This is a genomic window from Micromonospora matsumotoense, from assembly GCF_900091525.1.
Lineage (GTDB): Bacteria > Actinomycetota > Actinomycetes > Mycobacteriales > Micromonosporaceae > Micromonospora > Micromonospora matsumotoensis.
Genome location: NZ_FMCU01000012.1, coordinates 60278 through 84537 on the forward strand (window position 1 = coordinate 60278; position 24260 = coordinate 84537).

General features: G+C 73.3%; 22 protein-coding genes and 1 pseudogene. 14 read left to right on the forward strand and 9 right to left on the reverse strand.

What is annotated here, in order from left to right:
• The first annotated feature begins 420 nt into the window (after positions 1 to 420).
• The 6 genes from nrdR (at position 421) to GA0070216_RS22190 (ending at position 7898) form a co-directional block, all read left to right on the forward strand.
• Complete coding sequence (gene nrdR, locus GA0070216_RS22165; protein WP_091249551.1) at positions 421 to 909, forward strand: transcriptional regulator NrdR; 489 nt, start codon at positions 421 to 423, stop codon at positions 907 to 909.
• 78 nt (positions 910 to 987) lie between these two features.
• A complete protein-coding gene (locus tag GA0070216_RS22170; RefSeq protein ID WP_091249554.1) occupies positions 988 to 3873 on the forward strand; it encodes a vitamin B12-dependent ribonucleotide reductase in 2886 nt (961 codons plus the stop codon).
• 329 nt (positions 3874 to 4202) lie between these two features.
• Entirely contained in the window at positions 4203 to 5189 is a 987-nt protein-coding gene (locus tag GA0070216_RS22175; protein WP_091249558.1) for a DUF2332 domain-containing protein, read from the forward strand.
• A 138-nt stretch (positions 5190 to 5327) separates the two neighbouring features.
• Entirely contained in the window at positions 5328 to 6833 is a 1506-nt protein-coding gene (locus GA0070216_RS22180; RefSeq protein WP_091249561.1) for an alpha/beta fold hydrolase, read from the forward strand.
• Between the two features lie 27 nt (positions 6834 to 6860).
• Positions 6861 to 7106, forward strand: coding sequence for a DUF5522 domain-containing protein (locus GA0070216_RS22185; protein WP_091249565.1), 246 nt, complete (start codon positions 6861 to 6863; stop codon positions 7104 to 7106).
• Between the two features lie 240 nt (positions 7107 to 7346).
• Positions 7347 to 7898, forward strand: coding sequence for a hypothetical protein (locus GA0070216_RS22190; protein ID WP_091249842.1), 552 nt, complete (start codon positions 7347 to 7349; stop codon positions 7896 to 7898).
• 92 nt (positions 7899 to 7990) lie between these two features.
• Here GA0070216_RS22190 and GA0070216_RS22195 read toward each other — a convergent pair whose 3' ends face one another.
• Positions 7991 to 8677 (reverse strand): iron-dependent transcriptional repressor DtxR, encoded by a 687-nt coding sequence (locus tag GA0070216_RS22195; protein ID WP_091249845.1) that lies wholly within the window; start codon positions 8675 to 8677, stop codon positions 7991 to 7993.
• Positions 8678 to 8774: 97 nt separating this feature from the next.
• Here GA0070216_RS22195 and GA0070216_RS22200 point away from each other — a divergent pair, with 97 nt between their 5' ends.
• Genes GA0070216_RS22200 through GA0070216_RS22210 form a run of 3 tightly spaced genes read left to right on the forward strand, consistent with a single transcriptional unit; the run spans position 8775 to position 13441 of the window.
• Positions 8775 to 9632, forward strand: a complete 858-nt coding sequence (locus GA0070216_RS22200; protein ID WP_091249567.1) for a sulfurtransferase — start codon at positions 8775 to 8777, stop codon at positions 9630 to 9632.
• 48 nt (positions 9633 to 9680) lie between these two features.
• A complete protein-coding gene (locus tag GA0070216_RS22205; protein ID WP_091249572.1) occupies positions 9681 to 10862 on the forward strand; it encodes an acetoin utilization protein AcuC in 1182 nt (393 codons plus the stop codon).
• 23 nt (positions 10863 to 10885) lie between these two features.
• The gene (locus GA0070216_RS22210) at positions 10886 to 13441 is read left to right on the forward strand and encodes a bifunctional acetate--CoA ligase family protein/GNAT family N-acetyltransferase (protein WP_091249574.1); all 2556 of its coding nucleotides are present in this window, start codon (positions 10886 to 10888) and stop codon (positions 13439 to 13441) included.
• 100 nt (positions 13442 to 13541) lie between these two features.
• Here the strand turns inward: GA0070216_RS22210 and GA0070216_RS22215 are convergent, their stop codons facing one another.
• Both GA0070216_RS22215 and sigB read right to left on the reverse strand, forming a co-directional pair.
• Positions 13542 to 13949: a VOC family protein gene (locus tag GA0070216_RS22215; protein WP_091249576.1), complete on the reverse strand. Its 408-nt coding sequence runs from the start codon at positions 13947 to 13949 to the stop codon at positions 13542 to 13544.
• Between the two features lie 94 nt (positions 13950 to 14043).
• A complete protein-coding gene (gene sigB / locus GA0070216_RS22220; RefSeq protein ID WP_425413179.1) occupies positions 14044 to 15060 on the reverse strand; it encodes an RNA polymerase sigma factor SigB in 1017 nt (338 codons plus the stop codon).
• Between the two features lie 225 nt (positions 15061 to 15285).
• Between sigB and GA0070216_RS22225 the strand changes: the two genes are divergently transcribed.
• Positions 15286 to 16074 (forward strand): sporulation protein, encoded by a 789-nt coding sequence (locus GA0070216_RS22225; RefSeq protein WP_091249851.1) that lies wholly within the window; start codon positions 15286 to 15288, stop codon positions 16072 to 16074.
• A 157-nt stretch (positions 16075 to 16231) separates the two neighbouring features.
• Here the strand turns inward: GA0070216_RS22225 and dtd are convergent, their stop codons facing one another.
• A complete protein-coding gene (dtd, locus tag GA0070216_RS22230) occupies positions 16232 to 16654 on the reverse strand; it encodes a D-aminoacyl-tRNA deacylase (protein ID WP_091249578.1) in 423 nt (140 codons plus the stop codon).
• Positions 16654 to 18138, reverse strand: a complete 1485-nt coding sequence (locus GA0070216_RS22235) for a DUF7782 domain-containing protein (RefSeq protein WP_176739080.1) — start codon at positions 18136 to 18138, stop codon at positions 16654 to 16656. Before GA0070216_RS22235 ends, dtd begins: the two co-directional genes overlap by 1 nt.
• 188 nt (positions 18139 to 18326) lie before the next feature.
• Between GA0070216_RS22235 and GA0070216_RS22240 the strand changes: the two genes are divergently transcribed.
• The 3 genes and pseudogenes from GA0070216_RS22240 to GA0070216_RS22250 all read left to right on the forward strand — a co-directional run bounded on the left by GA0070216_RS22240 (position 18327) and on the right by GA0070216_RS22250 (position 21196).
• Positions 18327 to 19550 carry a S8 family peptidase gene (locus GA0070216_RS22240; RefSeq protein WP_091249580.1) on the forward strand — a complete coding sequence of 408 codons (1224 nt, stop codon included), beginning with the start codon at positions 18327 to 18329 and terminating at the stop codon, positions 19548 to 19550.
• A gap of 180 nt (positions 19551 to 19730) precedes the next feature.
• Positions 19731 to 19940: pseudogene (locus GA0070216_RS35650) on the forward strand (HhH-GPD-type base excision DNA repair protein); the annotation flags it as partial.
• Positions 19941 to 19996: 56 nt separating this feature from the next.
• Positions 19997 to 21196, forward strand: coding sequence for a low temperature requirement protein A (locus GA0070216_RS22250; RefSeq protein WP_091249583.1), 1200 nt, complete (start codon positions 19997 to 19999; stop codon positions 21194 to 21196).
• Between the two features lie 103 nt (positions 21197 to 21299).
• Here the strand turns inward: GA0070216_RS22250 and GA0070216_RS22255 are convergent, their stop codons facing one another.
• A complete protein-coding gene (locus tag GA0070216_RS22255; RefSeq protein ID WP_091249586.1) occupies positions 21300 to 21611 on the reverse strand; it encodes a hypothetical protein in 312 nt (103 codons plus the stop codon).
• A gap of 13 nt (positions 21612 to 21624) precedes the next feature.
• Positions 21625 to 21912, reverse strand: coding sequence for a hypothetical protein (locus GA0070216_RS22260; RefSeq protein WP_245722642.1), 288 nt, complete (start codon positions 21910 to 21912; stop codon positions 21625 to 21627).
• Positions 21913 to 22012: 100 nt separating this feature from the next.
• On the opposite strand from GA0070216_RS22260, the gene GA0070216_RS22265 reads away from it, so the two are divergent.
• A complete protein-coding gene (locus GA0070216_RS22265; protein ID WP_176739082.1) occupies positions 22013 to 22372 on the forward strand; it encodes a DUF3099 domain-containing protein in 360 nt (119 codons plus the stop codon).
• A gap of 23 nt (positions 22373 to 22395) precedes the next feature.
• On the opposite strand, the gene GA0070216_RS22270 is transcribed toward GA0070216_RS22265, so the two are convergent.
• Together GA0070216_RS22270 and GA0070216_RS22275 are read right to left on the reverse strand one after the other, a co-directional pair.
• On the reverse strand, positions 22396 to 23304 hold the full coding sequence (locus GA0070216_RS22270) for a carbohydrate kinase family protein (RefSeq protein WP_091249591.1): 909 nt from the start codon (positions 23302 to 23304) through the stop codon (positions 22396 to 22398).
• Positions 23301 to 24227: a pseudouridine-5'-phosphate glycosidase gene (locus GA0070216_RS22275; RefSeq protein ID WP_091249595.1), complete on the reverse strand. Its 927-nt coding sequence runs from the start codon at positions 24225 to 24227 to the stop codon at positions 23301 to 23303. The genes GA0070216_RS22270 and GA0070216_RS22275 overlap by 4 nt, the downstream gene beginning before the upstream one ends.
• Between the last annotated feature and the right edge of the window lie 33 nt (positions 24228 to 24260).

Genomic DNA, 24260 nt, shown 5'->3' on the forward strand with positions numbered 1-24260 from the left:
CTCGTACGTCTGTTCTGGTAGATGGTACGTCCTTGTCGAACCCGTGTTCGACGGGTCGACACGTCCCGGGTCGGTCATCCGTTCCGTCGGAGCTGGCCGGACGGCCGGTAACCTCCCGGTGGTCCGGTCGGTTGGAGCTGTCGACGTCCGGGTGTGACGAGGTGGTCACGGGGGTGGGGGAGGCGGCTCGGGCGTGACGCGCCGGACACCCGGGCAACTTGACCCGACCCGGTCGGCGGCCTACGGTCGACCCCTAGATGTAGTAGTCACACGGGCGTAAGTTGCCCACAGGTTGGGTTCGACTACCCACCGCACTCCCGTATCGTCGACCACGGCGACGGCCGGTGACGCCGGCTCCGCCGGGTCGACGCGTGCCCGGAGGTGGGTGGCGGGCCCACGGTCGATCAAGGAGGTCGGGCGATGCGGTGTCCGTACTGCCGGCACGCCGACTCCCGGGTGGTCGACTCGCGCGAGGCCGACGACGGCCAGCTGATCCGGCGGCGGCGCTCCTGCCCGGAATGCGGCAAGCGGTTCACCACGGTCGAGGAGGCCGTGCTCGCGGTGGTCAAGCGCAGCGGGGTGACCGAGCCGTTCAGCCGGACGAAGATCATCGGTGGGGTACGCAAGGCCTGCCAGGGTCGGCCGGTCGACGAGGACTCCATCGCGCTGCTGGCGCAGAAGGTCGAGGAGACCGTCCGGGCCAAGGGGGCGGCCGAGCTGCCGAGCCACGACGTGGGGCTGGCGATCCTGGGCCCACTGCGCGACCTGGACGAGGTGGCCTACCTCCGCTTCGCCAGCGTCTACCGCTCGTTCGACTCGCTGGCCGACTTCGAGCGGGAGATCGAGACACTCCGGGCCGCCGCGCAGGCCCGTGTCGACGCGGCCGAGGCCGCCGACCGTACCGAATGACAGCTTTTCTGACAGCGACCTGGATTCCGACAGTGACGACGCGTGGCGGGTGGCCGCGCAGACGAGGGGGCCGATGAGATGGCGGGGGACGGCGTGACAACAAGCCGGACGCGGGCGGCGAAGAACGGCGCGGTGACGGGGCTCAAGGTGCAGCGGGTCTGGACGACCGAGGGCGTGCACCCGTACGACGAGGTGGCGTGGGAGCGCCGCGACATCGTCATGACCAACTGGCGGGACGGCTCGATCAACTTCGAGCAGCGCGGGGTGGAGTTCCCCGAGTCGTGGAGCGTCAACGCGGCGAACATCGTCACCACCAAGTACTTCCGGGGCGCGGTGGGGACCCTGGAACGGGAGTGGTCGCTCAAGCAGCTCATCGACCGGGTGGTCAAGACCTACCGGGCCGCCGGTGAGCAGCACGGCTACTTCGCCAACCCGGCCGACGCGGAGATCTTCGCGCACGAGCTGACCTGGATGCTGCTGCACCAGGTGTTCAGCTTCAACTCGCCGGTCTGGTTCAACGTCGGCACCCCGTCGCCGGCTCAGGTGAGCGCCTGTTTCATCCTTTCTGTGGATGATTCGATGGATTCGATCCTGGACTGGTACAAGGAGGAGGGGCTGATCTTCAAGGGCGGCTCCGGCTCCGGGGTCAACCTGTCCCGCATCCGCTCGTCACGCGAGCTGCTCTCCTCCGGCGGCACCGCCTCCGGCCCGGTCAGCTTCATGCGCGGCGCGGACGCCTCCGCCGGCACCATCAAGTCCGGCGGCGCCACCCGGCGCGCGGCCAAGATGGTCATCCTCGACGTGGACCACCCGGACATCGAGGAGTTCGTCACCACCAAGGCGCGCGAGGAGGACAAGATCCGCGCGCTGCGGGACGCCGGCTTCGACATGGACCTCGGCGGCAACGACATCGTCAGCGTCCAGTACCAGAACGCCAACAACTCGGTCCGGGTCTCCGACGAGTTCATGGCGGCGGTGGAGAACGGCGGCGGCTTCGACCTGCGGGGCCGGCTCGACGGGCAGACCATCGAGACCATCGATGCCCAGAAGCTGTTCCGCACCATCGCCCAGGCCGCCTGGGAGTGCGCGGACCCGGGCCTGCAGTACGACGACACGATCAACGACTGGCACACCTGCCCGGAGACCGGCCGGATCACCGCGTCGAACCCGTGCTCGGAGTACCTGCACCTGGACAACTCCTCGTGCAACCTGGCGTCGTTGAACCTGATGAAGTTCCTCCGCGCCGACGGCGGCTTCGAGGTGGAGAAGTTCGTCCGGTCGGTCGAGTTCGTCATCACCGCGATGGACATCTCGATCTGCTTCGCCGACTTCCCGACCGAGAAGATCGGCGAGACCACCCGCGCCTTCCGGCAGCTCGGCATCGGCTACGCCAACCTGGGCGCGCTGCTGATGGCCTCCGGCCTGCCGTACGACTCGGAGCAGGGCCGGTTGGTCGCCGCTTCGATCACCTCGCTGATGACCGGCACCGCGTACCGTCGGTCGGCCGAGCTGGCCGCGATCGTCGGCGCGTACGACGGCTACGCCCGCAACGCCGAGCCGCACAAGCGGGTGATGCGCAAGCACGCCGCCGCCAACGACGCCATCAAGCCGGCCGGCACGGTGGCCACCGCCATCGCCCGGGAGGCCACCCGGCAGTGGACCGAGGGCAACAAGGTCGGTGACCGGTACGGCTGGCGCAACTCGCAGGCCGCCGTGCTGGCGCCCACCGGCACCATCGGTCTGATGATGGACTGCGACACCACCGGGGTCGAGCCGGACCTGGCGCTGGTGAAGTTCAAGAAGCTGGTCGGCGGCGGCTCGATGCAGATCGTCAACCAGACCGTGCCGCGCGCCCTGCGTAGCCTCGGCTACCCCGAGGAGCAGGTCGAGGCGATCGTCGAGCACATCGCCGACCACGGTCACGTGGTGGACGCCCCCGGCCTCAAGCCGGAGCACTACCCGGTCTTCGACTGCGCGATGGGCGAGCGGTCCATCGCCCCGATGGGCCACGTCCGGATGATGGCGGCCGTCCAGCCGTTCATCTCGGGTGCCATCTCCAAGACCGTCAACATGCCGGAGCAGGCCACCGTCGCCGACGTCGAGAAGATCTACTTCGAGGGCTGGAAGCTCGGCCTGAAGGCGCTGGCGATCTACCGGGACAACTGCAAGGTCGGCCAGCCGCTCTCGGTGGCCAAGCCGAACAAGACCGCCGCCCCGGCCGTCGTCGAGGCGCCGGCCCCGGCCGCCGTGGAGAAGGTCGTCGAGTACCGCCCGGTGCGCAAGCGGCTGCCGAAGAAGCGCGCGTCGGAGACGGTCTCCTTCTCCGTCGGCGGCGCGGAGGGTTACCTCACCGCCTCGTCCTACCCGGACGACGGGCTCGGCGAGGTCTTCCTCAAGATGTCCAAGCAGGGCTCCACCCTGGCCGGGGTGATGGACGCCTTCTCGGTGGCCATCTCCATCGGCCTGCAGTACGGCGTCCCGCTGGAGACGTACGTCAGCAAGTTCACCAACATGCGCTTCGAGCCGGCCGGCATGACCGACGACCCGGACGTGCGGATGGCCGCCTCGGTGATGGACTACATCTTCCGTCGCCTGGCGCTGGACTTCCTGCCCTACGAGCGCCGTGCCGAGCTGGGCATCTTCACCGCCAAGGAGCGGGCCGCGCAGTTGCGGGCCGAGGCCGAGGCAGAGGCCAGCGGCACGGACCTGACCGCCATGGCGTCCTCGGCCCCGGTGGAGACGATCGAGCCCAGGACCGGCCCGCTGGCCCAGCCGGCCCTGGAGTTGGCCGAGGTGGCCGCCGCCAAGCCGGCACCCGCCGTGGGCTCCTCCACCGAGTTGCTGGAGGCCGTGATCGGCAAGGCCGCCGACGCGCCGCTCTGCTTCACCTGCGGCACGAAGATGCGCCCGGCCGGTAGCTGCTACGTCTGTGAGGGCTGCGGCTCCACCAGCGGTTGCAGCTGACCTACGGGGACTCCACGGGAGGGCCGGCACCGATCGGGTGCCGGCCCTCCCGCTTCTATCTCCATGATCGACTCCAGTGGGGCGAGGTAGCGGTATCGGTCTCACCCGGACACCACTACATCGCCCTCGGCGAGTGGATCAAGCCGATGCCGTGCGCGGCGCGGCCGACCCGCGGGAGAGGTCGCCGGGCGGACGCGACCATGCGGGACAGGTCGCCGGGCCGACAGGCGAGCCTCCCGGACAGGCGGCCGGGTGGGACAGGCGGCCGGGCCTCCGGACGGGGGTGGCGCGGGGCCGCGCGGGACGGGTGCGGCGGGGATGATCGGGGCATGACCACCGCCGACCGGTATGCCGAGTTCGCCACCCGCGAGGCGCACGGCGTCTCGCTGGCCTACGAGCGGCTGGCCCACGCGGTCGCCCGGGACGGCGAACTGCTGGCGCTGCTGGACACCCTGCCGTCGGCCAGGCGGCAGCCGCAACTGCTTCTCGGTGTCGTCCGCTGGCTCGGTGGCCCGGTCGACGACCCGGCCGCCTTCCGCGCCCACACCGTGACGCACTGGGCCGGCGTGCGGGCTGCGATGCTCACCCGTTCGGTGCAGACCAACGAGGCGGGGCGCTGCGCGGCGCTGCTGCCGGTGCTGGCCGCGCTGCCGCAGCCGTTGGCGTTGCTGGAGGTCGGCGCGTCCGCCGGCCTCTGCCTCTATCCCGACCGGTACGCCTACCGCTACGGCGACCACCTGCCCGGCTCCGGGGACCCGGCCCTCGACCACCTGCTCGGCCTGGGGGAGCCGGTCCTCGACTGCACGCTGACCGGAACCGAGCCGCCGGCCGCCCGGCCGGAGGTGGTGTGGCGGGCCGGCCTGGACCTGAACCCGCTCGACGTCACCGACCCGGCCGACGTGGGCTGGCTCGACGCGCTGATCTGGCCGGAGCACACCCACCGCCGGGCCAGGCTCCGGGCGGCAGCGTCGGTGGCCGCCGCCGACCCGCCGGAGCTGGTCCGCGGTGACCTGGTGGACGACCTGCCGGCGTTGGCCGCGCGGGCACCGGCGGGCGCGACACTGGTGGTCCTGCACACCTCCGTGCTCTATCAGGTGCCGTCGCCGCGCCGGGCGGCCTTCGTCGCGCTGGTCCGCACCCTTCCCGGGCACTGGGTGGCCAACGAGGCGGTCGAGGTGCTGGGCCACCCCCGGCTGCCGGCCCCACCCGACGGGGCGCTGTACAACGTGCTCAGCCTCGACGGGGCGCCGCTGGCCTGGACCCGCTCGCACGGCCAGGAGGTGCACTGGTTCGGCCGACCCAGGGTGGCGGTGTGACCGGGCGAGCCGGGCGGCCGGTGCTTCGTGGAGCCGGCGGGGAGACGACCCGGGCCGTGACGTTCCGTGCGGGTGGCGGGACAGCGGATGAGATCGATCATCACTAGGCTGGGGTGCCGACGACTCCGGTGAGGTGTCATGGCGAAGCCGTCGTTCCCCCGACCTGCCTTTCTCGCCCGTGCTGCCCGGTCGGCCCACCCGCTCCGGTGGGTCGTCGCCGGCGTCGTTCCGCTGGGCTGGGGTCTGGTCGTCGGCTGGTGGACACCGCGTGGTCCCGGCACCAACACCGAGGCGGTGACGTCGCTGCTGGTCAGCCTCGCGGTCGGCGAGCTCGCCGGCTGGTCGAGCCGGTCCCGTTGGGCGATGTTCGCGGCTCCGGTGTTCTTCGCGCTCGCCGTCGAGCTGGTCCGCTGGCCGCTGCGGGGGCCGACCGTGGACGCCCCGCACCTGAGCGGCTTCGGCCTCGGCGCGCTGCTGTTGGGGCGGGGCGTGCACGGGCTGCTGTCCCTGCTGCCGCTGCTGGTCGGCGCGGCGTACGGCGCGGGCCTGGCGCGGCGGGCCGCCCCGACGGCGGGCCGCCGTCCGGTGTGGACCTGGCTGGGACGGGTCGGGGTGGGGTCGCTCGCCGCGCTGGTGGCGCTCGTGACGGTCGGGGTGGCGCTGCCGGCCGCAACGGCCGCCCTGCCTGGTGGGATCGCCGAGCTGACCACCGTGCGCGGCGGCGGTGACCGGGAGTTGGGGGTGCTGCTGCGGGGAACCGACCGGCACGCCCCGGTGCTGCTCTTCCTGCCCGGTGGGCCGGGTGGTTCCGAGGTGGGGGCGGTCCGCCGGCACCTCGCCGGCCTGGAACGGCAGTTCGTGGTGGCGAGCATGGACCGCCGGGGCGCGGCACGCTCCTGGGCGGCGTTTCCGCCCTCGTCGTCGTTGACTCTCGACAACGAGGTAGCCGATCTGCTCGCCGTCGCCGACCGGCTGCGCCAGCGGTTCGGCCGACCGGACGTCTACCTGGTGGCGCACTCCGGCGGGTCGCTGGTCGCCACCGTCGCCGTGCAGCGCCGCCCGGAGCTGTTCCGGGCGTACGTCGGGGTCGGGCAGGCGGTCCACCTGCTGGACGCCGACCGCAGCCAGTACGCCGACACCATCGTTTGGGCCCGCCGCACCGGACGGGCCGAACTGGTGCGGCAGCTCACCGAGCTGGGGCCGCCGCCGTATCCGGACATGTACCACTACGAGCCGTTGCTGGCCAACGAGGCCGCCGCCTTCGACTTCGACCGCACCGGCAGCCACGAGGGGCGGGGCGGCGCGGGGGAGAACCTCGGCGTGGCCGAGTACACCGTGCTGGAGAAGGCACACGTGCTCGGCGGTGCCCTGGACGGCTGGGACGTGCTCTACCCGAAGGTCCAGCAGGTCGACCTGCGTACCCGGGTGCGGCAGCTCGCCGTGCCGGTCTACCTGGTCGACGGTGCGCACGAGGTGCCGGGCCGGCTGGCCCTGACCGACCAGTGGTACGCCCAGCTCCAGGCCCCGCACAAGGAGCACGTGGTGTTGGGCGACGCCGGCCACCGCTCGCTCTACCAACGGCCCGGCCCCTTCGTCGACCTGCTGACCCGGGTCCGTGCCGAGACCGCCGGCGCGGGCGGCTGAGCTCGTCGGGTCCGTAGACTCGCCGCGATGAGTGGCGAACGACGTCGTCCGTTGGCGGACCGGCCGTTGACCGAGCCGCACCCGTCCCGGCTGCCGCCAGAGCACCCTGACCGGGCACGGGTGCTGGCCGCGCACGCCACAGCCCTCGCCGCCGGTGAGGCCGGCTATCCCGACCCGGCCACCGGGCTGTTCGTCCTCAGCGCCGGTTTCCTGGCCCGGCGCGGCACCTGCTGTGGACGCGGCTGCCGACACTGCCCGTACGTCGACGACTGATCCAGCTGTCCCCGCTTCGGCCGGCCGCCCGGCTCGGGTGCGGACCGTCGGGGGACCGATGACGGCGCAACCGGGGCGAGGACCGGCCGGTGCGCCGGCGAGCCGACCCCCGGGTCTTCCGTCCGGGGAGGCCAACCCGTACGGTTCGACGACATCCGGCGGACCGTCGACCGGGCCACCCGGACGGCCTGCCGACCGGTCACCCGGCGGTTCTCCGTCGACGATCACGGAGGTGTGCCCGTGCACGGGCGGATCTGGCTGGCCGGCATGGGCGTGCTGTTGACCACGGGCTGCGGCGCGTCGCAGGGCGACCCGGTACGGCTGCCGGCGGGGGAGCCGGTCACCGTCGAGGTGGGTGCCGCCTCGTCCGGCGGGGCGTGCCGGCTGCTCGACTTCGCGGTGATCGAGGAACACACCGAGATCCGCTTCGACGTGGCGGCGGCCAGTGAGCGGGGGGACACCCGTACCTGCGTGGTGCGGGCCACGGACACCACCTGGCCGGAGCTGACCCTGACGGTCACCGACACCTCGATCGACGTGCCCACCTTCACTGCCGACGTGCTGCCCGACGGGGCGACGAAGGTGTCGAAGCTGGGCCAGGCCGCCTACCGGCGGACCGGCGCGAAGACCGCGAAGCACGGGCCGACGGCCGAGGTGGGCTGGCTGGCCGCCGAGGACCGGCTGGCCATGCTCCGCTGGACCTGCCCGCCGGCCGACGACCGGGCGACCGCCGGTGCGGTGGCCGCCCGCCTGGTCGACCTGGCCAGGAAGCTCGACACCCGGTCCCTGTGACCCCCGTCCGGGCTGACGGCGACCCGAGCCGAGCCCGGACCAGCGGCGACGGGGCCCACCCCGGCCCGGCGTACGCCGGCAGCGGCCCGTGGTCAGTGTGTGGCGACGAAGACCCGGGAGGCGACCTCGCGGGGCAGCCGGACCCGTTCGCCCGAGCGGTCGATGAACACCCCGTCGCGTTCCTGGGCCACGGTGACGGTGGCGCCCGGGTCCACCCCGGCGGCGTGCAGTTGCCGCAGCACGTCGGCGTCGGTCTGCACGCTCTCGCAGATCCGCCGGACCACCACCGGGCCGGTCAGCCCGGGGAAGGCGAGGTTCCGCTCACCCTCGACGGTGTCGGTGGCCTCGGCCTCCGCTGAGCCCAGCTCCTCCAGGCCCGGGATCGGGTTGCCGTACGGCGAGCGGGTGGGGCGGTTGAGCAGGTCGTAGACCCGCTTCTCCACCGCGTCGCTCATCACGTGCTCCCACCGGCAGGCCTCCTCGTGGGCCTCCTCGTAGGGCATCCCGATCACGTTCACCAGCAGCAGCTCGGCGAGCCGGTGCTTGCGCATCACGGACACCGCGCTGCCCCGACCCAGATCGGTGAGCGCCAGGTGCCGGTCGCCCTCGACGGTGAGCAGCCCGTCGCGTTCCATCCGGGCCACGGTCTGGCTGACGGTCGGCCCGCTCTGCCGCAACCGCTCGGCGATCCGGGCACGCAGGGGCGGCACCCCCTCCTCTTCGAGTTCGAGGATGGTGCGCAGGTACATCTCGGTCGTGTCGACCAGGTCATGCTTCACGTCAGCGGCCTCCCGGTGGTCGATGCTACCCCGGCGTACGAAGATCGACCTGCGCCGAATCGCGAGGTCGGTGCCCCGATGGTGTTGACTGGACGTCATGTCCGGTACCGATGACCTCCTGATCGAGCCGGACCGGCTCGCCACCGAGTTGGCCCGGCCCGACCCGCCGGCCCTGCTGGACGTGCGTTGGCGGCTGGCCGGCCCGCCGGGCCGCGAGGACTACACCGCAGGTCACCTGCCCGGGGCGGTCTTCGTCGATCTGGACACCGCGCTGTGCGGTCCGCCCGGTGCGGCGGGGCGGCATCCGCTGCCCGAACCGGCCGCGCTCCAGGCCGCGCTGCGGGCCGCCGGCGTCCGCGCCGGTCACCCCGTGGTGGTGTACGACGGCGGCGACGGGCTGGCGGCAGCCCGCGCCTGGTGGACGTTGCGTTGGGCCGGCCACCGGTCGGTGCGGGTGCTGGCCGGCGGTTGGTCCGGCTGGCTCGCCGCCGGGCTGCCCCACACCGTCGAGGTGCCCACCCCGAAGCCCGGCGACGTCACCGTCCGGCCGGGTGGGCTGCCGGTGCTCGATGCCGACGGCGCGGCCCGGCTCGGGGCGGCCGACGACGGCGTGCTGCTGGACGTCCGGGCCGCCCCCCGCTACCGGGGCGAGACCGAGCCGATCGACCCGGTCGCCGGGCACGTGCCGGGCGCGGTCAACCTGCCCGCCCCCGAGTACGTCGCCGAGGGCCGCTTCCCGACCGCCGAGGCGTTGCGGGACCGGTTCGCCGCCGTCGGGGTGGACGCCGACCGGCCGGTGGGGGCGTACTGCGGGTCGGGGGTGACCGCCGCGCAGGCCGTGCTGGCACTGCACCTGGCCGGTCGGCCGGACGCCGCGCTCTATGTCGGATCGTGGAGCGGCTGGATCGCCGATCCGGCCCGGCCGGTGGCCACCGGCCCGACACCAGCGGGTTGACCAGCGCGTGTGGTGGGCGGCCGGTGACCGGCGTGCGACGATGACCCCATGTCGGACGACACGCTGGTGGTGTGGGACGAGTCCCTGCTCGACTACGACATGGGGGAGCATCCGCTCGACCCGGTCCGGGTCGAGCTGACCGTCGCGCTGGCCCGGGAGTTGGGCGTCCTGGACCGGCCGGGGGTACGGCTGGTCCGGCCCGAGCCGGCCGACGACGCGACGCTGACCCGGGTACACCTGCCCGACTACCTGGCGGCGGTCCGGAACGCCCCCCGCGATCCGCTCTTCGCCGGTTACGGCCTGGGCACCTCGGACAATCCGGTCTTCGACGGGATGCACGAGTCGAGCGCGTTGGTGGCCGGGGCGACGGTGGCCGCCGCCGAGGCGGTCTGGCGGGGCGAGGCCCGCCGCGCGGTCAACGTGGCCGGTGGGCTGCACCACGCCATGCCCGACCGGGCCGCCGGGTTCTGCGTCTACAACGATCCGGCGGTGGCCATCGCCCGCCTGCTCGACCTGGGCGCCGAACGGGTCGCCTACGTCGACGTGGACGTGCACCACGGCGACGGTGTGCAGGAGGTCTTCTACCACGACCCCCGGGTGCTCACGGTGAGCCTGCACGAGACCCCGCTCGCGCTCTTTCCCGGCACCGGGTTCCCCGACGAGACCGGTGGCCCCGGGGCGCAGGGCAGCGCGGTCAACGTGCCGTTGCCACCGGGCACCGACGACTCCGGCTGGCAGCGTGCCTTCCACGCGATCGTGCCGTCGGTGCTGCGGGCGTTCCGGCCGCAGATCCTGGTCACCCAGTGCGGTGCCGACGGGCACCGGATGGACCCGCTGGCCGACCTGCATCTCTCGGTGGACGGGCAGCGGGCCACCTACCTGGCGTTGCGGGCGCTCGCCGACGAACTGTGCGACGGCCGGTGGGTGGCCACCGGCGGCGGCGGGTACGCCCTGGTGGAGGTGGTGCCCCGGGCCTGGACCCATCTGCTGGCGGTGGCCACCGGCACCCCGCTCGACCCGGCGACCCTCACCCCACCGGGCTGGCGTGCCCTGGCCGCCCACCGGCTGCCCGGCCGGGACGTCCCGCTGCGGATGACCGACGACGTCGACCCGTCCCACCAACCGTGGCAGCCGACCGGCGAGCCGAACTCGGTGGACCGCGCGGTGGCGGCCACCCGCAAGGCGGTGTTCCCGCTGCTCGGGCTGGACCCGTACGACCCGCGCGACTGAGCCGGGGACCTGGGGAGGGACCGGTGACAACTGTCGACCAGCCGGTGGACGTGCTGCTGCGCGACGGCAGCACCGTCGGCCTGCGACCGATCCGGCCGCAGGACGCGCCGGAGATCGTCGCCATGCACGGGCGCTTCTCGGAGCGCACCCGCTACCTGCGCTACTTCTCGCCGTACCCACGGATTCCGGAGCGGGACCTGCGCCGGTTCGTCATCGTCGACCACCGGGACCGGGAGGCGTTCGTGGTGCTGGTCGGCGACCGGATCGTCGCCGTCGGCCGGTACGAGCGGCTGGGCCCGGCGGCCCCGGAGGCCGAGGTGGCGTTCGTGGTGGAGGACGCCCACCAGGGCCGGGGGATCGGTTCGGTGCTGTTGGAGCACCTGGCCGACGCGGCCCGTCGGGCCGGCATCGGACACTTCGTCGCCGAGGTGCTGCCCACCAACGGGGCGATGCTGCGGGTCTTCGCCGACTTCGGCTACCAGGTGCAACGTCAGTTCGCCGACGGGGTGGTGCACCTGACCTTCCCGATCGCCCCGACCGAGGCGACCCTGGCGGTGCAGCGGGGTCGGGAGCACCGCACCGAGGCGCGGTCCATCGCCCGGCTGCTCGCCCCGCGCGGGGTGGCCGTCTACGGGGCCAGCGCCACCGGGCAGGGGGTCGGCGCGGCCGTCCTCGGGCACCTGCGCGACGGCGGTTACCCGGGGGCGATCGTGCCGGTGCATCCGAGCGCGCGCACGGTGGCGGGGCTGCCCGCGTACCCGTCGGCGGCCGACGCGGGGGTGGACGTCGACCTGGCGGTCGTCGCGGTGCCCCCCGACGCGGCGGCGGGGGTGGTGGCCGACGCGGCCGGTGCCGGCGTGCACGGCCTGGTGGTCATCTCCGCCGGCTTCGCCGAGGCCGGACCGGCCGGCGCGGCGGCCCAGCGGGGCCTGGTCCGGGCGGCGCACGCCGCCGGCATGCGGGTCGTCGGCCCGAACTGCCTGGGCGTGGCGAACACCGACGAGCGGGTACGCCTCAACGCCACCCTGGCCCCGGTGCTGCCGGCCCCCGGACGGGTGGGCTTCTTCAGCCAGTCCGGCGCGTTCGGGGTGGCGCTGCTGGCGCAGGCGCAGCGCCGGGGGCTGGGCCTGTCGAGTTTCGTGTCGGCCGGCAACCGGGCCGACGTCTCCGGCAACGACCTGCTCCAGTACTGGCAGGACGATCCGGGCACCGATGTGATCCTGCTGTACCTGGAGACCTTCGGTAACCCGCGCAAGTTCGCCCGGTTGGTGCGCCGGATCGGCCGGGACAAACCGGTGGTGGCGCTGGCCTCGCTGGCCCGCCCGGTCGGGCCCGGCGTCGGACCGGCGCTCGACGAGGCCGCCGTCAACGCCCTCTTCGCGCAGTCCGGGGTGATCCGGGTGGACACCGTCGCCGAGTTGCTCGACGTCGGGACGCTGCTGGCCAACCAGCCGCTGCCCGCCGGTGGTCGGGTCGGGGTGGTCGGCAACTCGTCGGCGCTGACCGGGCTGGCAGCCACCGCCTGCGCCGGGCAGGGCCTCACCGTCGCCGACGGCTACCCCCGCGACGTCGGCCCGCACGCCGGGGCCGCCGAGTTCACCGTCGCGCTGGCCGGGGCCGCCGCCGACGACCGGGTGGACGCGCTGGTGGCGGTCTTCGCCCCGCCCCTGCCGGGGCAGCTCACCGTCGAGGAGGCGGACTTCACCGCCGCCGTGGCGGCGGCGGTGGCCGGCGGCAAGCCGACCGTGGTGACGTTCCTCGCCGGCCGGGTGCCGGTCGGGCTGCCCGGGTACCCGAGTGTGGAGGAGGCGGTCCGGGCGCTGGCCCGGGTCAGCCGGTACGCCGACTGGCTGCGTCGGGACCCGGGCACACCGCCCGAACTTCCCCGGGTGGACCAGGTCGCCGGGCAGGCGGCGCTGCGCGGTGACACCGCCGATCCGGCAGCGCTGCTCGCCGCGTACGGCGTCGAGGTGGTCGGATCGGCCCCGGCCGGCACCGTCGACGAGGCGCTCGCCGCCGCCGGACGGCTGGGTTGGCCGGTGGCGTTGAAGGCCGCCGCGCCCGGCCTGCGGCACCGCCTCGACCTGGGCGCCGTCCGCCTCGACCTGGCCGATCCGGGCGCGCTGCGCCGGGCGTACGCGGACCTGACCGCGGTCTTCGGCGCGGACGTCCTGGTGCAGCCGATGGTGCCGCCGGGGGTGGCCTGCGTGGTGGAGTTGCGCGAGGACCCGGCGTTCGGGCCGGTGGTCGGCTTCGGGCTGGGTGGGGTCGCCACCGAACTGCTCGGCGACCGGGCCTGGCGGGCGGTGCCGTTGACCGACCGGGACGCCGCCGAACTGGTCGACGAGCCCCGCGCGGCACCGTTGCTGCGCGGCCACCGGGGTGCCGCCCCGGTGGACCGGGCGGCCCTGGCCGACCTGCTGCTGCGGGTGGGGCGGCTCGCCGACGAGCAGCCCCGGGTGCGGTCGCTCACCCTCAACCCGGTGCTGGCCCGACCGGACGGCATCTCGGTGCTGCACGCCGCCGTGGGTGTCGGCACGGCGGACGCCCGTCCGGACACCGGCCCGCGCCGGCTCTGACCGTCACCGCGGTCATTCGGTGTCGACCGCCGCCGCCCGTGGTCGATGCCGGTGACCCACCGTCGGGTCCCGGCCTCCCTGCGGTGGCCGGTGTGGTGGGTCAGGTCCGGTCGGAGATCTGCTGTACCGCCCAGCCGTTGCCGTCGGGGTCGGTGAAGTGGAGGAAGCCGACGTTGTCCAGCGGGTGGGGCACCGGGCGGGGGTTGACGCCGACCACCTGGATGTCGCTGACCGGTACGCCCCTGTCGAGCAGTTCCGCGTGGGCCCGCTCCAGGTCCGACACGACGAGTTGGAGCCCCCGGAGCGACCCGGGCGGCATGTCGGGCACCGCACCCCGGCCGATCACCACCGAGCAACCCGACCCGGGCGGCGTGAGCTGCACGATCCGCACGTCGGCACCGATCCGGGTGTCGTGGTCGACGGTGAAGCCGAGCCGGTCGGCATAGAACTCCTTGGCCCGGTCCACGTCGGAGACCGGCACCACCACCACTTCCAGGGTCCAGTTCATGCCCCCGACCCTGCCGCAGCGGTACGACGCTTCCCCGTACGACACGGTGCAGGCCCCCGGCGAACCGCCGGGGGCCTGCACCGAACCGTCCCGCTCAGCAGGCGTACGCCTCCAGCCGCTGCGCCCGCTCCGGGTCGCGCAGCTTGAGCAGGGTGACCTTCTCGATCTGCCGGATCCGCTCCCGGGACAGGCCGAACTCCTTGCCGACCTCGTCGAGGGTGCGCTGCCGGCCGTCGTCCAGGCCGAACCGGAGCCGGATCACCGCCTGCTCCCGCTGCGAGAGGGTGGACAGCACGATCCGTACCTCGTTGCGCAGTTCGCCGTTGGCGGCCGCGTCACCCGGCTCGGTGCGCTGGTCCACCGAGGCGACGAAGTCACCGAGGGCGCTCTCGCCGTCCTCGCCGACGGCCTGGTCGAGGCTGACCGGCTCCCGGTCGTACGAGATCAGCTCGATGACCTGGAACTCGGGGATCTCCATCGCCCGCGCCACCTCGGAGACGATGGGCTCGCGGCCCAGCGTGACCGACAGCTCCCGGCGGACCCGGACCATCCGGTTGACCTGCTCGACCATGTGCACCGGGATGCGGATGGTGCGGGCCTGGTCGGCCATCGCCCGGGTGATCGCCTGCCGGATCCACCAGGTGGCGTACGTGGAGAACTTGTAACCCTTGGCGTAGTCGAACTTCTCGACCGCGCGGATCAGGCCGAGGTTGCCCTCCTGGATCAGGTCGAGGAAAGCCATCCCCCGCCCGGTGTAGCGCTTGGCGATGCTGACCACCAGCCGCAGGTTCGCCTCGAGCAGGTGGTCCTTGGCGGCGCGCCCCTGCCGGGCGATCAGCGCGAGGTCGGCGTGCAGGTCACCGGAGACGGGAGTGCACGTGGACAGCTTCTCCTCGGCGAACAACCCGGCCTCGATCCGTTTGGCCAGCTCCACCTCCTGGGCCGCGGTGAGCAGCTTGGTCCGGCCGATGCCGTTGAGGTAGGCCCGCACCAGGTCTGTGGAGACCCCGCGCTCGTCGGTGGCGTCCAGGTCGGTGAGGGCGTCGGTGCCGTGCTCGGCGTCGATGGTGGTGGCCGGGCGCGTCTGGTTATCGATCATCTGCAGGGCCATCTCTGTGTCTCCCCGTGTCCGCTTTCGGTGCCGCGTACCGGCGCCATCGGCTCCGGTGATGGACAGCTTTCCAACCGGGACGTGAAACGGGGGTGAGGCGATCGGGGACCCGACAGCAATCCGGTCGGATGCGGGGTGTCGGCCGTCGTGGGTCTTGCCAGGTCCGGCTACCGTGCCAGCGGTCGGCCATCCGGGTCGGCAATGCGACAGGCAATGGAGGACGTGGTGGTCTTCAAGCGGCTCATGCAGTCGATGGGGGTGGGCGGTCCGGCGGTGGAGACCGTGCTCGCCAACCCGAACTGCCGTCCCGGCGGGGTGCTGGAGGGGCGGGTCCAGGTGGCCGGCGGCGACCACGCCACCGACATCGAGTACGTGGCGCTGGGCCTGCTCACCCGGGTCGAGGTGGAGGGCGCGGACTCCGAGTACGAGACCACCCAGGAGTTCGCCCGGCAGCAGGTCACCGGCCGGTTCCGGCTGGAGGCCGGGCAGCGTTACGACATCCCGTTCCGGTTCGCCGTGCCGTGGGAGACCCCGCTGACCGACCTGTACGGCCACCGCCTGCACGGGATGACCATGGGGCTGCGTACCGAGCTGGAGGTGGCCCGCGCGGTCGACAAGGGTGACCTGGACGCGGTGTCGGTGCATCCGTTGCCGGCGCAGGAACGGCTGCTGGAGGCGCTGCTGCGGCTGGGCTTCCGGTTCGCCCGCGCCGACGTCGAGCGCGGCCAGATCTATGGCGTACGGCAGAGCCTGCCGTTCTACCAGGAGATCGAGTTCTACCCCGCCCCGCAGTACGCCGGGGCGATCAACCAGCTGGAGGTCACCTTCATCACCGACCCGCGCCAGGTGCAGGTGGTGCTGGAGATGGACAAGCGGGGTGGCCTGTTCACCGAGGGCCGGGACGCCTTCGGCCGGTTCACCGTCGACCACGCCACCGTCGACCGCACCGACTGGGCCGCCCAACTCGACGGCTGGCTCCGCCAGTCCCTCCAACGCCGAGGCCTCTTCTCCTGACCCCCACCCCACCCTGCGCTCCCGCCCCGCCCTGTCCGCGGTGATCAAGAGGTTTACGTCAAATAGAAGATCAAACTTGACGCAAACCTCTTGATCACCGGGGCGAGGCGTGGGGTGGCCGGGCGGGCGGGGCGGGGGTGGTAGGGCGTGGGGTGGGTTAGAGGTCCAGGAGGAGGGTGCGGGGGCCGGTGTTGATGCTCTCGACCATCATGTGGGCGCGGAAGCGGCCCGTCTCGACCGTCGCGCCCCGGGCGCGTAGCGCCTCGACCACGGCGGTGACCAGGGGCTCGGCCAGTTCGGCGGGGGCGGCGGCGGTCCAGCTCGGGCGGCGGCCCTTGCGGGTGTCGCCGTAGAGGGTGAACTGGCTGACCACCAGGATCGGGGCACCGGTGTCGGCGGCGCTGCGCTCGTCGTCGAGGATGCGTAGCTCGTGCACCTTGCGGGCCATCGTCCGGGCCAGCTCGGGGGTGTCGGTGTGGGTGATGCCCAGCAGTACCAGCAGGCCGTCGGTGATCGCGCCGACGACCTCGCCGTCGACGGTGACGCTGGCCCGGCCGACCGTCTGCACCACCGCCCGCATCAGTCGGTCACCGGTTCGACGATGCCCCGCTCGACCAGTCGCGCCACGATCGGGCCGGCCGCCTCGGCCAGTTCGTCCGTGGTGACGTCGTGCGCGGCGGCGAGCAGGGCGAGTTGGTCGCGCAGCGGCAGCCGTCCGTCGCAGCCGCCGACCAGGGCCAGCACCAGCGGGTCGATCTCCTCGCTCCAGCGCAGCCCGTGCGGCATCGTCAGGACCTGCCGGTCCACCGCCCAGCCCTCGTCGCCGATCGTCGCCTCCTGGCGCAGTTGCAGCCCGGGGGCCGCCCGGTAGCGGGTGGCGAGCAGGCCGTCGGCGCCTCGGGCCCGGAGGAAGTCCTGCCGGTCGAACCAGGCGGCGACCTGGTCGCCCAGTGGTGGCTCGACCCGCTGACGCAGGTCCTCCACCCGGACGACCGGGTCCTCGTGACCGCTGTGGCGCAGCGAGACGATGCCGAAGCCGATCGCCTCGACCTTGTGCGCGTCGAACCAGTCCAGCCAGGCCGCCGCCCGGTGCGGGTCGGCCGCCTCGCCGACGTCGGTCAGCCACAGGTGGACGTACGCCATCGGGTCGGCCACCTCGCGCTGGATCACCCAGGCGTCCAGGCCGGTGCCGGCGAACCAGCCGGTGACCCGCTCCGCCCAGTCCTCCCCGGCGACGTGCACCCAGTTGGCCAGGTACTGCATGGTGCCGCCCTCGGTGAGCAGCCCCGGCGCGGCGGCGGCCAGTTCCGCGCCGATCGCGTCGCCGACCCGGCCGGAGTCCCGGTAGACGTGGGTGGTGGTGCCCGGCCCGACCACGAACGGCGGGTTGCTGACCACCAGGTCGAACCGCCGGCCGGCCACCGGGGCGACCAGGTCGCCGCGCAGCAGTTCCCAGTCCTGCCCGTTCAGGGCGGCGGTGGTGGCGGCGAACCGCAGCGCCCGCTGCGACACGTCGGTGGCGGTGACCTGCCCGGCGTGGGTGGCCAGGTGCAGGGCCTGCACGCCGGACCCGGTGCCCAGGTCGAGCGCGGTGCGTACCGGGTGGCGGACGGTCGCGCCGATCAGGGTCTGAGTGGCCCCGCCGATGCCGAGCACGTGTTCGCTGTGCAGTGGTCGACCCGGCCGCGCGCTGGCCGGTGCGTCGGCCAGCACCCACCAGTCGTCCCCGTACGGCTCGAGGTCCACCCCGGCGCGCAGGCCGTCACCAGACGGCTCGACCAGCCCGGCGGCGACCGCCTCGGCGAGGTCGAGCGGGGCGAGCGCGGCGGCCACCACCGGTTCCGGCTCGGTCTGGTCGCAGATGAACACCCGGATCAGGGTGGCCAGCGGGTCCCGGTCCTCGGTGGCGCGCAGCGCGGCCCGGAAGTCGTTGCGGGCCACCCCGCCGGTGGCCTGCGGGCCGAGCCGGCCGGCGATGCCGTTGGCGGTGAAGTCGGCGCTGGTGAGCGCGGCGCGTAGCGCCTCGACGCCGGCGGGGGAGAGCAGCATGTCGTCACGGTCCACCCCGCCATCCTGCCTGGCGCGGGGGCGTCCGGTGGCGGGCACCCGGGACATCCATAACACCGGCTCAATCCTTCAGCCGTTATCTCTTTTACGTCTGTCAATGTCTAGTTAGCATTCCCTCAACATCAGTCGATGGGACGCTCGGGCGGCCCCGCCTGTCCGGTCGTACCCGGTAGGGAGCTCAGACGATGTCCGACGTGTCCGTCCCCCGGCGTCGCGCGATCCGCGCGGTCGCCGTCGCGGCCGCCGCCGCGGCCCTCTCCGTCGCCGCGGGCGCACCCGCCCTCGCCGCCCCCACCGGCCAGATCCGCTACGCCTCCGCCCCGGACGCGATCGGCGGCAGCTACCTGGTCGTGCTGAAGGGCGACGCCGTCGGCGCCGCCAACAGCCGCGCCGCCCGGACCGCCGTGCCGGACCGGGCCGCCAGCCTGACCAAGCGGTACGGCGGGAACGTCGCCGACGTCTACAGCGCCGCGCTCACCGGCTTCAGCGCGAAGATGAGCGCCAGCCAGGCCCGGCGGCTCGCCGCCGACCCGTCGGTGGCCTACGTCGAGCAGGACCGGGTGATGACCACCCAGGCGACCCAGGCCAACCCGCCGTCCTGGGGCCTGGACCGCATCGACCAGCGCAACCTGCCGCTGAACTCCAGCTACACCTACCCGAACACGGCCACCAACGTGCGGGCCTACATCATCGACACCGGCATCCGGACCACCCACACCGACTTCGGCGGCCGGGCCACCTGGGGCACCAACACGGTCGACTCCAACAACACCGACTGCAACGGCCACGGCACCCACGTCGCCGGCACCGTCGGCGGCACCAAGTACGGCGTCGCCAAGGGCGTCCAGCTGATCGCGGTGAAGGTGCTCAACTGCCGGGGCCGGGGCAGCACCACCGGCGTGATCAACGGCGTCAACTGGGTCACCGCCAACGCGGTCAAGCCGGCGGTGGCCAACATGAGCCTGGGCGGCGGCGTCAGCACCACCCTCGACACCGCGGTCGCCAACTCGATCAGCTCGGGCGTCACCTACGCCCTGGCCGCCGGCAACTCCAACGCGGACGCGTGCAGTTCCTCGCCGTCGCGGGTCGCCTCGGCGATCACCGTCGGCGCGACCACCAGCACCGACGCGCGGGCCTCCTACTCCAACTACGGCAGCTGCGTCGACCTCTTCGCCCCCGGGTCGCGCATCACCTCGTCCTGGAACACCAACGACAGCGCCACCAACACGATCGACGGCACCTCGATGGCGTCCCCGCACGTCGCCGGCGCTGCCGCGCTGGTCCTGTCGGCCAACCCCGCCTACACCCCGGCTCAGGTCGCCAGCTCCCTGACCAGCAGCGCCACCACCGGCGTGGTCACCAGCCCCGGCTCGGGCTCGCCGAACCGGCTGCTCTTCGTCGTGAACTGACGCCCTCCGGCACCGACGGCCCGGTGGACACCGCGGGTGTCCACCGGGCCGCGTCGCGTCCACCGAAGGCCGGCGCACCATTGACCGGTCCTCGACGGCCCGGCGCGGCGGCTCGTCCGATCCCGGCTCGTCCGATCCCGGGGGTCCGGGCGTGGCGGGTCGGGCGGATGTCGGCGGTCCGGGTTCGGCACTCAGAAGGCACAGATCTTCGTCGCCCTGCTCGGCAAGCGGTACGGCGTCCGCCCGGACGGCTGGCGGGAGGCCGCCGGCGGCTACGGCGACGCGGACACCTACCGGTCGGTCGCCGACGTCACCGACGCGGAGTCGCTGCGCCGGGTCCGCGCGCACAAGCAGCAGGTGAAGGCGGCGGCGAAGGCCGACCGGGGCTGACGCAACCGGAGCCGGGGCGGTTCGTTGAGATCCGCGACAGCGGCGACGGGTGGGCGATGGCGGACGAGCGGGGTGCGGCGCTGCTGCGCGGCGGGGTGAGTTCGCCCCGGGCCACCTTCCTGGAACTCTTCTTCGACCTGGTGTTCGTCTTCGCGCTGACCCGGGTGTCCCAGCGGATCATCGACGACCTGAGCGCCACCCGCCAGGACCTGCTGGCCGAGATCGTCCAGACCCTGTTGATCTTTCTGGCCTTCTGGGCGGTCTGGACGTTCACCGCCTGGGTCACCAGCCGGTACGAGCCGGAGCGTCCGGAGATCCAGTTCGTGGTGGTCTACACCATGCTGGGCTGCCTGGTGATGGCGGTCGCCACCCCCCGGGCCTTCGACAGCCGGGGGCTGGCCTTCGCTCTCGCGTTCGTGGCGGTGCAGGTGGGTCGACCGCTCTTCCTCACCCTGGCGCTGCGGGGACATCCACGTCGGCTGGTCACCATTCGGGTGGCGTCCTGGGCGGCGATGAGCGCGGTGCCCTGGGTGCTCGGTGCGGTGTCGACCGGGCCGTGGCGGCTGGCCTGCTGGTCGTTGGCCGTGGTGGTCGACTACGCCGGGCTGATGTTCGGCTGGCCCGTGCCCCGCCTCGGGGCGACCCGCACCTCCACCTGGGCGGTGCTGGGGGAGCACCTGGCCGAGCGGTACCAGCAGTTCTTCCTGATCGCCCTCGGCGAGAACATCCTCATCATCGGGCTGTCCTTCAGCGGGCACAGCTTCTCCGGCGTCAGCTCGGGCGCCTTCCTGCTGTCCTTCGTCACCACCGTGCTGCTCTGGCGGATCTACTTCCACCGGGCGGGTCACCTGCTCACCGAGGCGATCCGGGTGGCCCGGAGCCCCGGCCGGCTGGGGGAGTCGGCGAGCTGGACGCACCTGGTGATCGTCGCCGGAGTGCTGGCCACGGCGGTCGGTTACGAGTTGGCCATCGTGCACCCGTACCAGCGCACCGAGCTGTCCTGGGCGGTCTTCCTGATGGGCGGCCCGGCGGTGTTCCTGCTCGCCCGGGCCCGTTTCGAGTACGAGATCTTCGGGCGGGTCTCCCGGTCCCGGATCATCGGGGTGTTCGCCCTGGCCGTGCTGGTGCCCGTCGCGACCCGGACGGCCACCGTGCTGGCGCTGGCCGCGGCGGCCACCGTGCTGGCGGCGATCACCGTCGCCGACTACCGCCGGGCCCGCGGGCAGGCCCCGGAGCTGCCTCACCCGGCCCTCTGAGACCGCCCCGCTGCCGGGGCCGCGCGTCAGGCGCTGGGGCGGATCACGCGGCGGCAGTGTGGATCACGCGGCGGCAGTGTGGATCACGCGGCGGCAGTGCGGGTCACGCGGCGGTGGGGCGGGAGAGCGAGGCGAGCGCCCGGCGTACGTCGGCGAGCGACACGGTGGCCGAGTCGTCCAGGTCGGCCAGGCCGGCCTCGATCCACTGCCGCATGAGCGTGGTCACCCCGATGCCGCGGGCCTCGGCTGCCGCCCGGACCCGCTCGTAGGTGTCCATCGGCAGGCGTACCGAGCGGCTGACCATCGGCACGTCGGTGTCGGGGGAGGGTAGTTCCACCGGCGGGCTGTCGTCGATCAGCTCGGCGAACGCGTCGTCGCCGCCGTGGAATCGCTTGATGGCCTCGTTACGGTTCATCGCCGTCGCCTCCTCATCGGCGCGTTCTCCGCACGGTCTCGTCGTAGCGCTTGGCCTCGACGTCGCTCAGTTCGCGGGCGGAGAGGACGTCCCAGTCGTGGTCGGTGCCGTCGGCCTCGGCGAGCAGAACGGCCAGGCGTCGACCGTGCCGGCTCGCGGCGTAGACGACCGTCAGGTCCTCGCCGAGGTGCCGGATCACCCGGCGGGTGCTGTGCAGCGCCTCCCAGACTTCCCCGGGGGTGACGTCGTAGACCCGCAGGTTGGCCAACGCCTCGTCGGTGAAGCTGAACCGGCTGCCCACCGGGGCAGCGTACCACGCACGTAACACGCACCTCAGTGCGACGATTTTCGCTGATCAAGGCGGTGCGGTGACAGGATGGGGGCAATTCCTCAGGAGGTCCATGGTGAAGCGTCAGGCGTACCAGCCGATTCTGATCACCGACGCCTCGCGCAGCCAGGACGACCAGCTCACCAGCAGGCAGAAGCGGTATGTGCTGATGATGGGCATCCGGGTGGCCTGCGTGATCGCCGGAGCGGTCCTGGTCGGCACGAAGGCCCCGCTGCTCTGGCTCTGGCTGCCCCTGGTGGCGCTGGGCATGATCCTCATTCCCTGGCTGGCGGTGCTGCTCGCCAACGACCGTCCGCCCAAGGAGGAACACCGCCTCGCCAACAGGTTCCAGCCCCGCCACCGCGACGAGACCCCACCGATGAGCCTCACCGCCGAGGAGCGTCCGCACCGGATCATCGACGTCGAACCCTGACCGCCGCTCCGGTGCCGGCACCGCTACCCGCCGGTCGCCTCCGGACGGGCACCCACCGTGGACACCGCCAGGGCGCCCAGGTCGGCGGCCCGGGTCAGCGCGGCACGCGGTGTCGCGCCGGTCGTCCACGCGGTGAGCAGACCCGCCGCGAAGGCGTCCCCCGCGCCGGTGACGTCCACCACGGCGACCCGCAGCGAGGGGGTCACCCCGACGGTGGCCCGCCGGTCCACCCAGATCGCACCCGCGCCGCCGCGCTTGACCACCACCCGACGGGCCGCCGCCGACAACGCTCGCGCCTGTGCCGCCGGGTCCAGCCCGCCGGCCAGCACCCCCGCCTCGTCCGCGTTGACCAGCAGCAGGTCGATGTCGCGTACCCAGGACAGGAAGGCCGCCGCGCCGATGCGCCGCAGCGGCGCGGCGGAGGCGGCGTCGACACTGGTGGTCAGCCCACGCTCGCGGGCCGCGGCCAACGCCCGCAGCCCGGCCGGTCGCGACCCGGCATCCAGCAGGCAGTACGCGGACAGGTGCAGGTGGGTCGCGTCGGGCGTCGCCGCCAGGGCCCGGTCGACGTGCCCGGCGGTCAACCGCAGGTTGGCACCCCGCTCGGTGACCATGGTCCGCTCGTCGGCGGTGGCCAGCACGATCACCGTCCCGGTGCTGGCCTGCGGATGCACCTCGATCGCGCAGTCCACCCCCGCCCGCTCCAGCTCGGCCACCCGGTCCCGACCGGCGCTGTCGTCGCCGACCGCGCCGACCAGCGTCACCGGAGCGTGCTGGGCGGCGATCCAGGCGGCGGTGTTGGCCGCCTGACCACCGCCGGTGACCTTGATGGCCGCCGGGGTGTCCGAGCCGGTGGCCAGTGCTCCGGCGAGCACCGCCACCACGTCGGTGATCAGGTCGCCGACCACCACGATCCGACCCGGACCGGTCATGCCGTGCCGCGTCGGGCCGACGCGACCGCGATCCGGGCCGCCAGGTCGGCGTTGCGCAGGATGATCCGGATGTTGACCGCCAGGCTGGCGCCCTCGGTGGCCGAGTGGAAGTGGGCCAGCAGGAACGGGGTGACCGCCTTGCCGGTGACGCCGTCGCGGTGCAGCCGGGCCAGCCCCTCGGTGAGGGTCCGGTCGTGCAGTGCCGGATCGAGCTGCTCGTCGACCGGGAGCGGGTTGGCCACGAGCAGTCCGCCGCTGTGCACGCCGTGCTGTTCCCGGGCGGCCAGCACCTCGGCGACCTGCTCGGGGGAGTCCACCGACCAGTCCAGGTCGAACCCGGCGTCGGTCAGGTAGAAACCGGGGAAGCGTCGGGTGCGGTAGCCGACCACCCCCACGCCGAGGGTCTCCAGCCGCTCCAGGGTGGCGCCGACGTCGAGGATCGACTTGACCCCCGCGCAGACCACCGCGATCGGGGTACGGGCCAGGGTGCCCAGGTCGGCCGACTCGTCGAAGGTCTGTGCCGCCTCCCGGTGCACCCCGCCCAACCCGCCGGTGGCGAAGACACCGATTCCTGCGGCGGCGGCCACCGCACTGGTGGCGGCCACGGTGGTGGCGCCGTCCGCGCCGGTGGCCGCGGCCACGGCGAGGTCGCGGACGGAGAGCTTGGCCACACCGTCGACGGTGGCGAGGCGGGTCAGTTGGGCGTCGTCGAGGCCGACGACGAGTTCGCCACCGACCATGCCGATGGTGGCGGGGACGGCCCCGGCGTCCCGTACCGTCTGCTCGATCTCGCGGGCGACCCGCAGGTTGTCCGGTCGGGGCAGTCCATGCGAGACGATGGTGCTCTCCAGGGCGACGACGGGACGGCCGTCACGCAGGGCGTCGGCGACCTCGGTGCCGAGGCGGAGGTGAAAAGTGGTCACGTCCGTTACCGTAACTGGCCGCCGTCGAGGTGG

What these genes read in the sequence shown, in the direction of transcription:
- dtd (WP_091249578.1), bottom strand. Translation starts at nt 16,654, where the DNA reads ATGCGGGCGGTGGTGCAGACGGTCGGCCGGGCCAGCGTCACCGTCGAC.
- GA0070216_RS22170 (WP_091249554.1), top strand. Translation starts at nt 988, where the DNA reads ATGGCGGGGGACGGCGTGACAACAAGCCGGACGCGGGCGGCGAAGAAC.
- GA0070216_RS22250 (WP_091249583.1), top strand. Translation starts at nt 19,997, where the DNA reads ATGGCGGACGAGCGGGGTGCGGCGCTGCTGCGCGGCGGGGTGAGTTCG.
- GA0070216_RS22185 (WP_091249565.1), top strand. Translation starts at nt 6,861, where the DNA reads ATGAGTGGCGAACGACGTCGTCCGTTGGCGGACCGGCCGTTGACCGAG.
- GA0070216_RS22205 (WP_091249572.1), top strand. Translation starts at nt 9,681, where the DNA reads ATGTCGGACGACACGCTGGTGGTGTGGGACGAGTCCCTGCTCGACTAC.
- GA0070216_RS22180 (WP_091249561.1), top strand. Translation starts at nt 5,328, where the DNA reads ATGGCGAAGCCGTCGTTCCCCCGACCTGCCTTTCTCGCCCGTGCTGCC.
- GA0070216_RS22270 (WP_091249591.1), bottom strand. Translation starts at nt 23,304, where the DNA reads ATGACCGGTCCGGGTCGGATCGTGGTGGTCGGCGACCTGATCACCGAC.
- sigB (WP_425413179.1), bottom strand. Translation starts at nt 15,060, where the DNA reads ATGGCCCTGCAGATGATCGATAACCAGACGCGCCCGGCCACCACCATC.
- GA0070216_RS22255 (WP_091249586.1), bottom strand. Translation starts at nt 21,611, where the DNA reads ATGAACCGTAACGAGGCCATCAAGCGATTCCACGGCGGCGACGACGCG.
- nrdR (WP_091249551.1), top strand. Translation starts at nt 421, where the DNA reads ATGCGGTGTCCGTACTGCCGGCACGCCGACTCCCGGGTGGTCGACTCG.
- GA0070216_RS22175 (WP_091249558.1), top strand. Translation starts at nt 4,203, where the DNA reads ATGACCACCGCCGACCGGTATGCCGAGTTCGCCACCCGCGAGGCGCAC.
- GA0070216_RS22215 (WP_091249576.1), bottom strand. Translation starts at nt 13,949, where the DNA reads ATGAACTGGACCCTGGAAGTGGTGGTGGTGCCGGTCTCCGACGTGGAC.
- GA0070216_RS22200 (WP_091249567.1), top strand. Translation starts at nt 8,775, where the DNA reads ATGTCCGGTACCGATGACCTCCTGATCGAGCCGGACCGGCTCGCCACC.
- GA0070216_RS22240 (WP_091249580.1), top strand. Translation starts at nt 18,327, where the DNA reads ATGTCCGACGTGTCCGTCCCCCGGCGTCGCGCGATCCGCGCGGTCGCC.
- GA0070216_RS22265 (WP_176739082.1), top strand. Translation starts at nt 22,013, where the DNA reads ATGGTGAAGCGTCAGGCGTACCAGCCGATTCTGATCACCGACGCCTCG.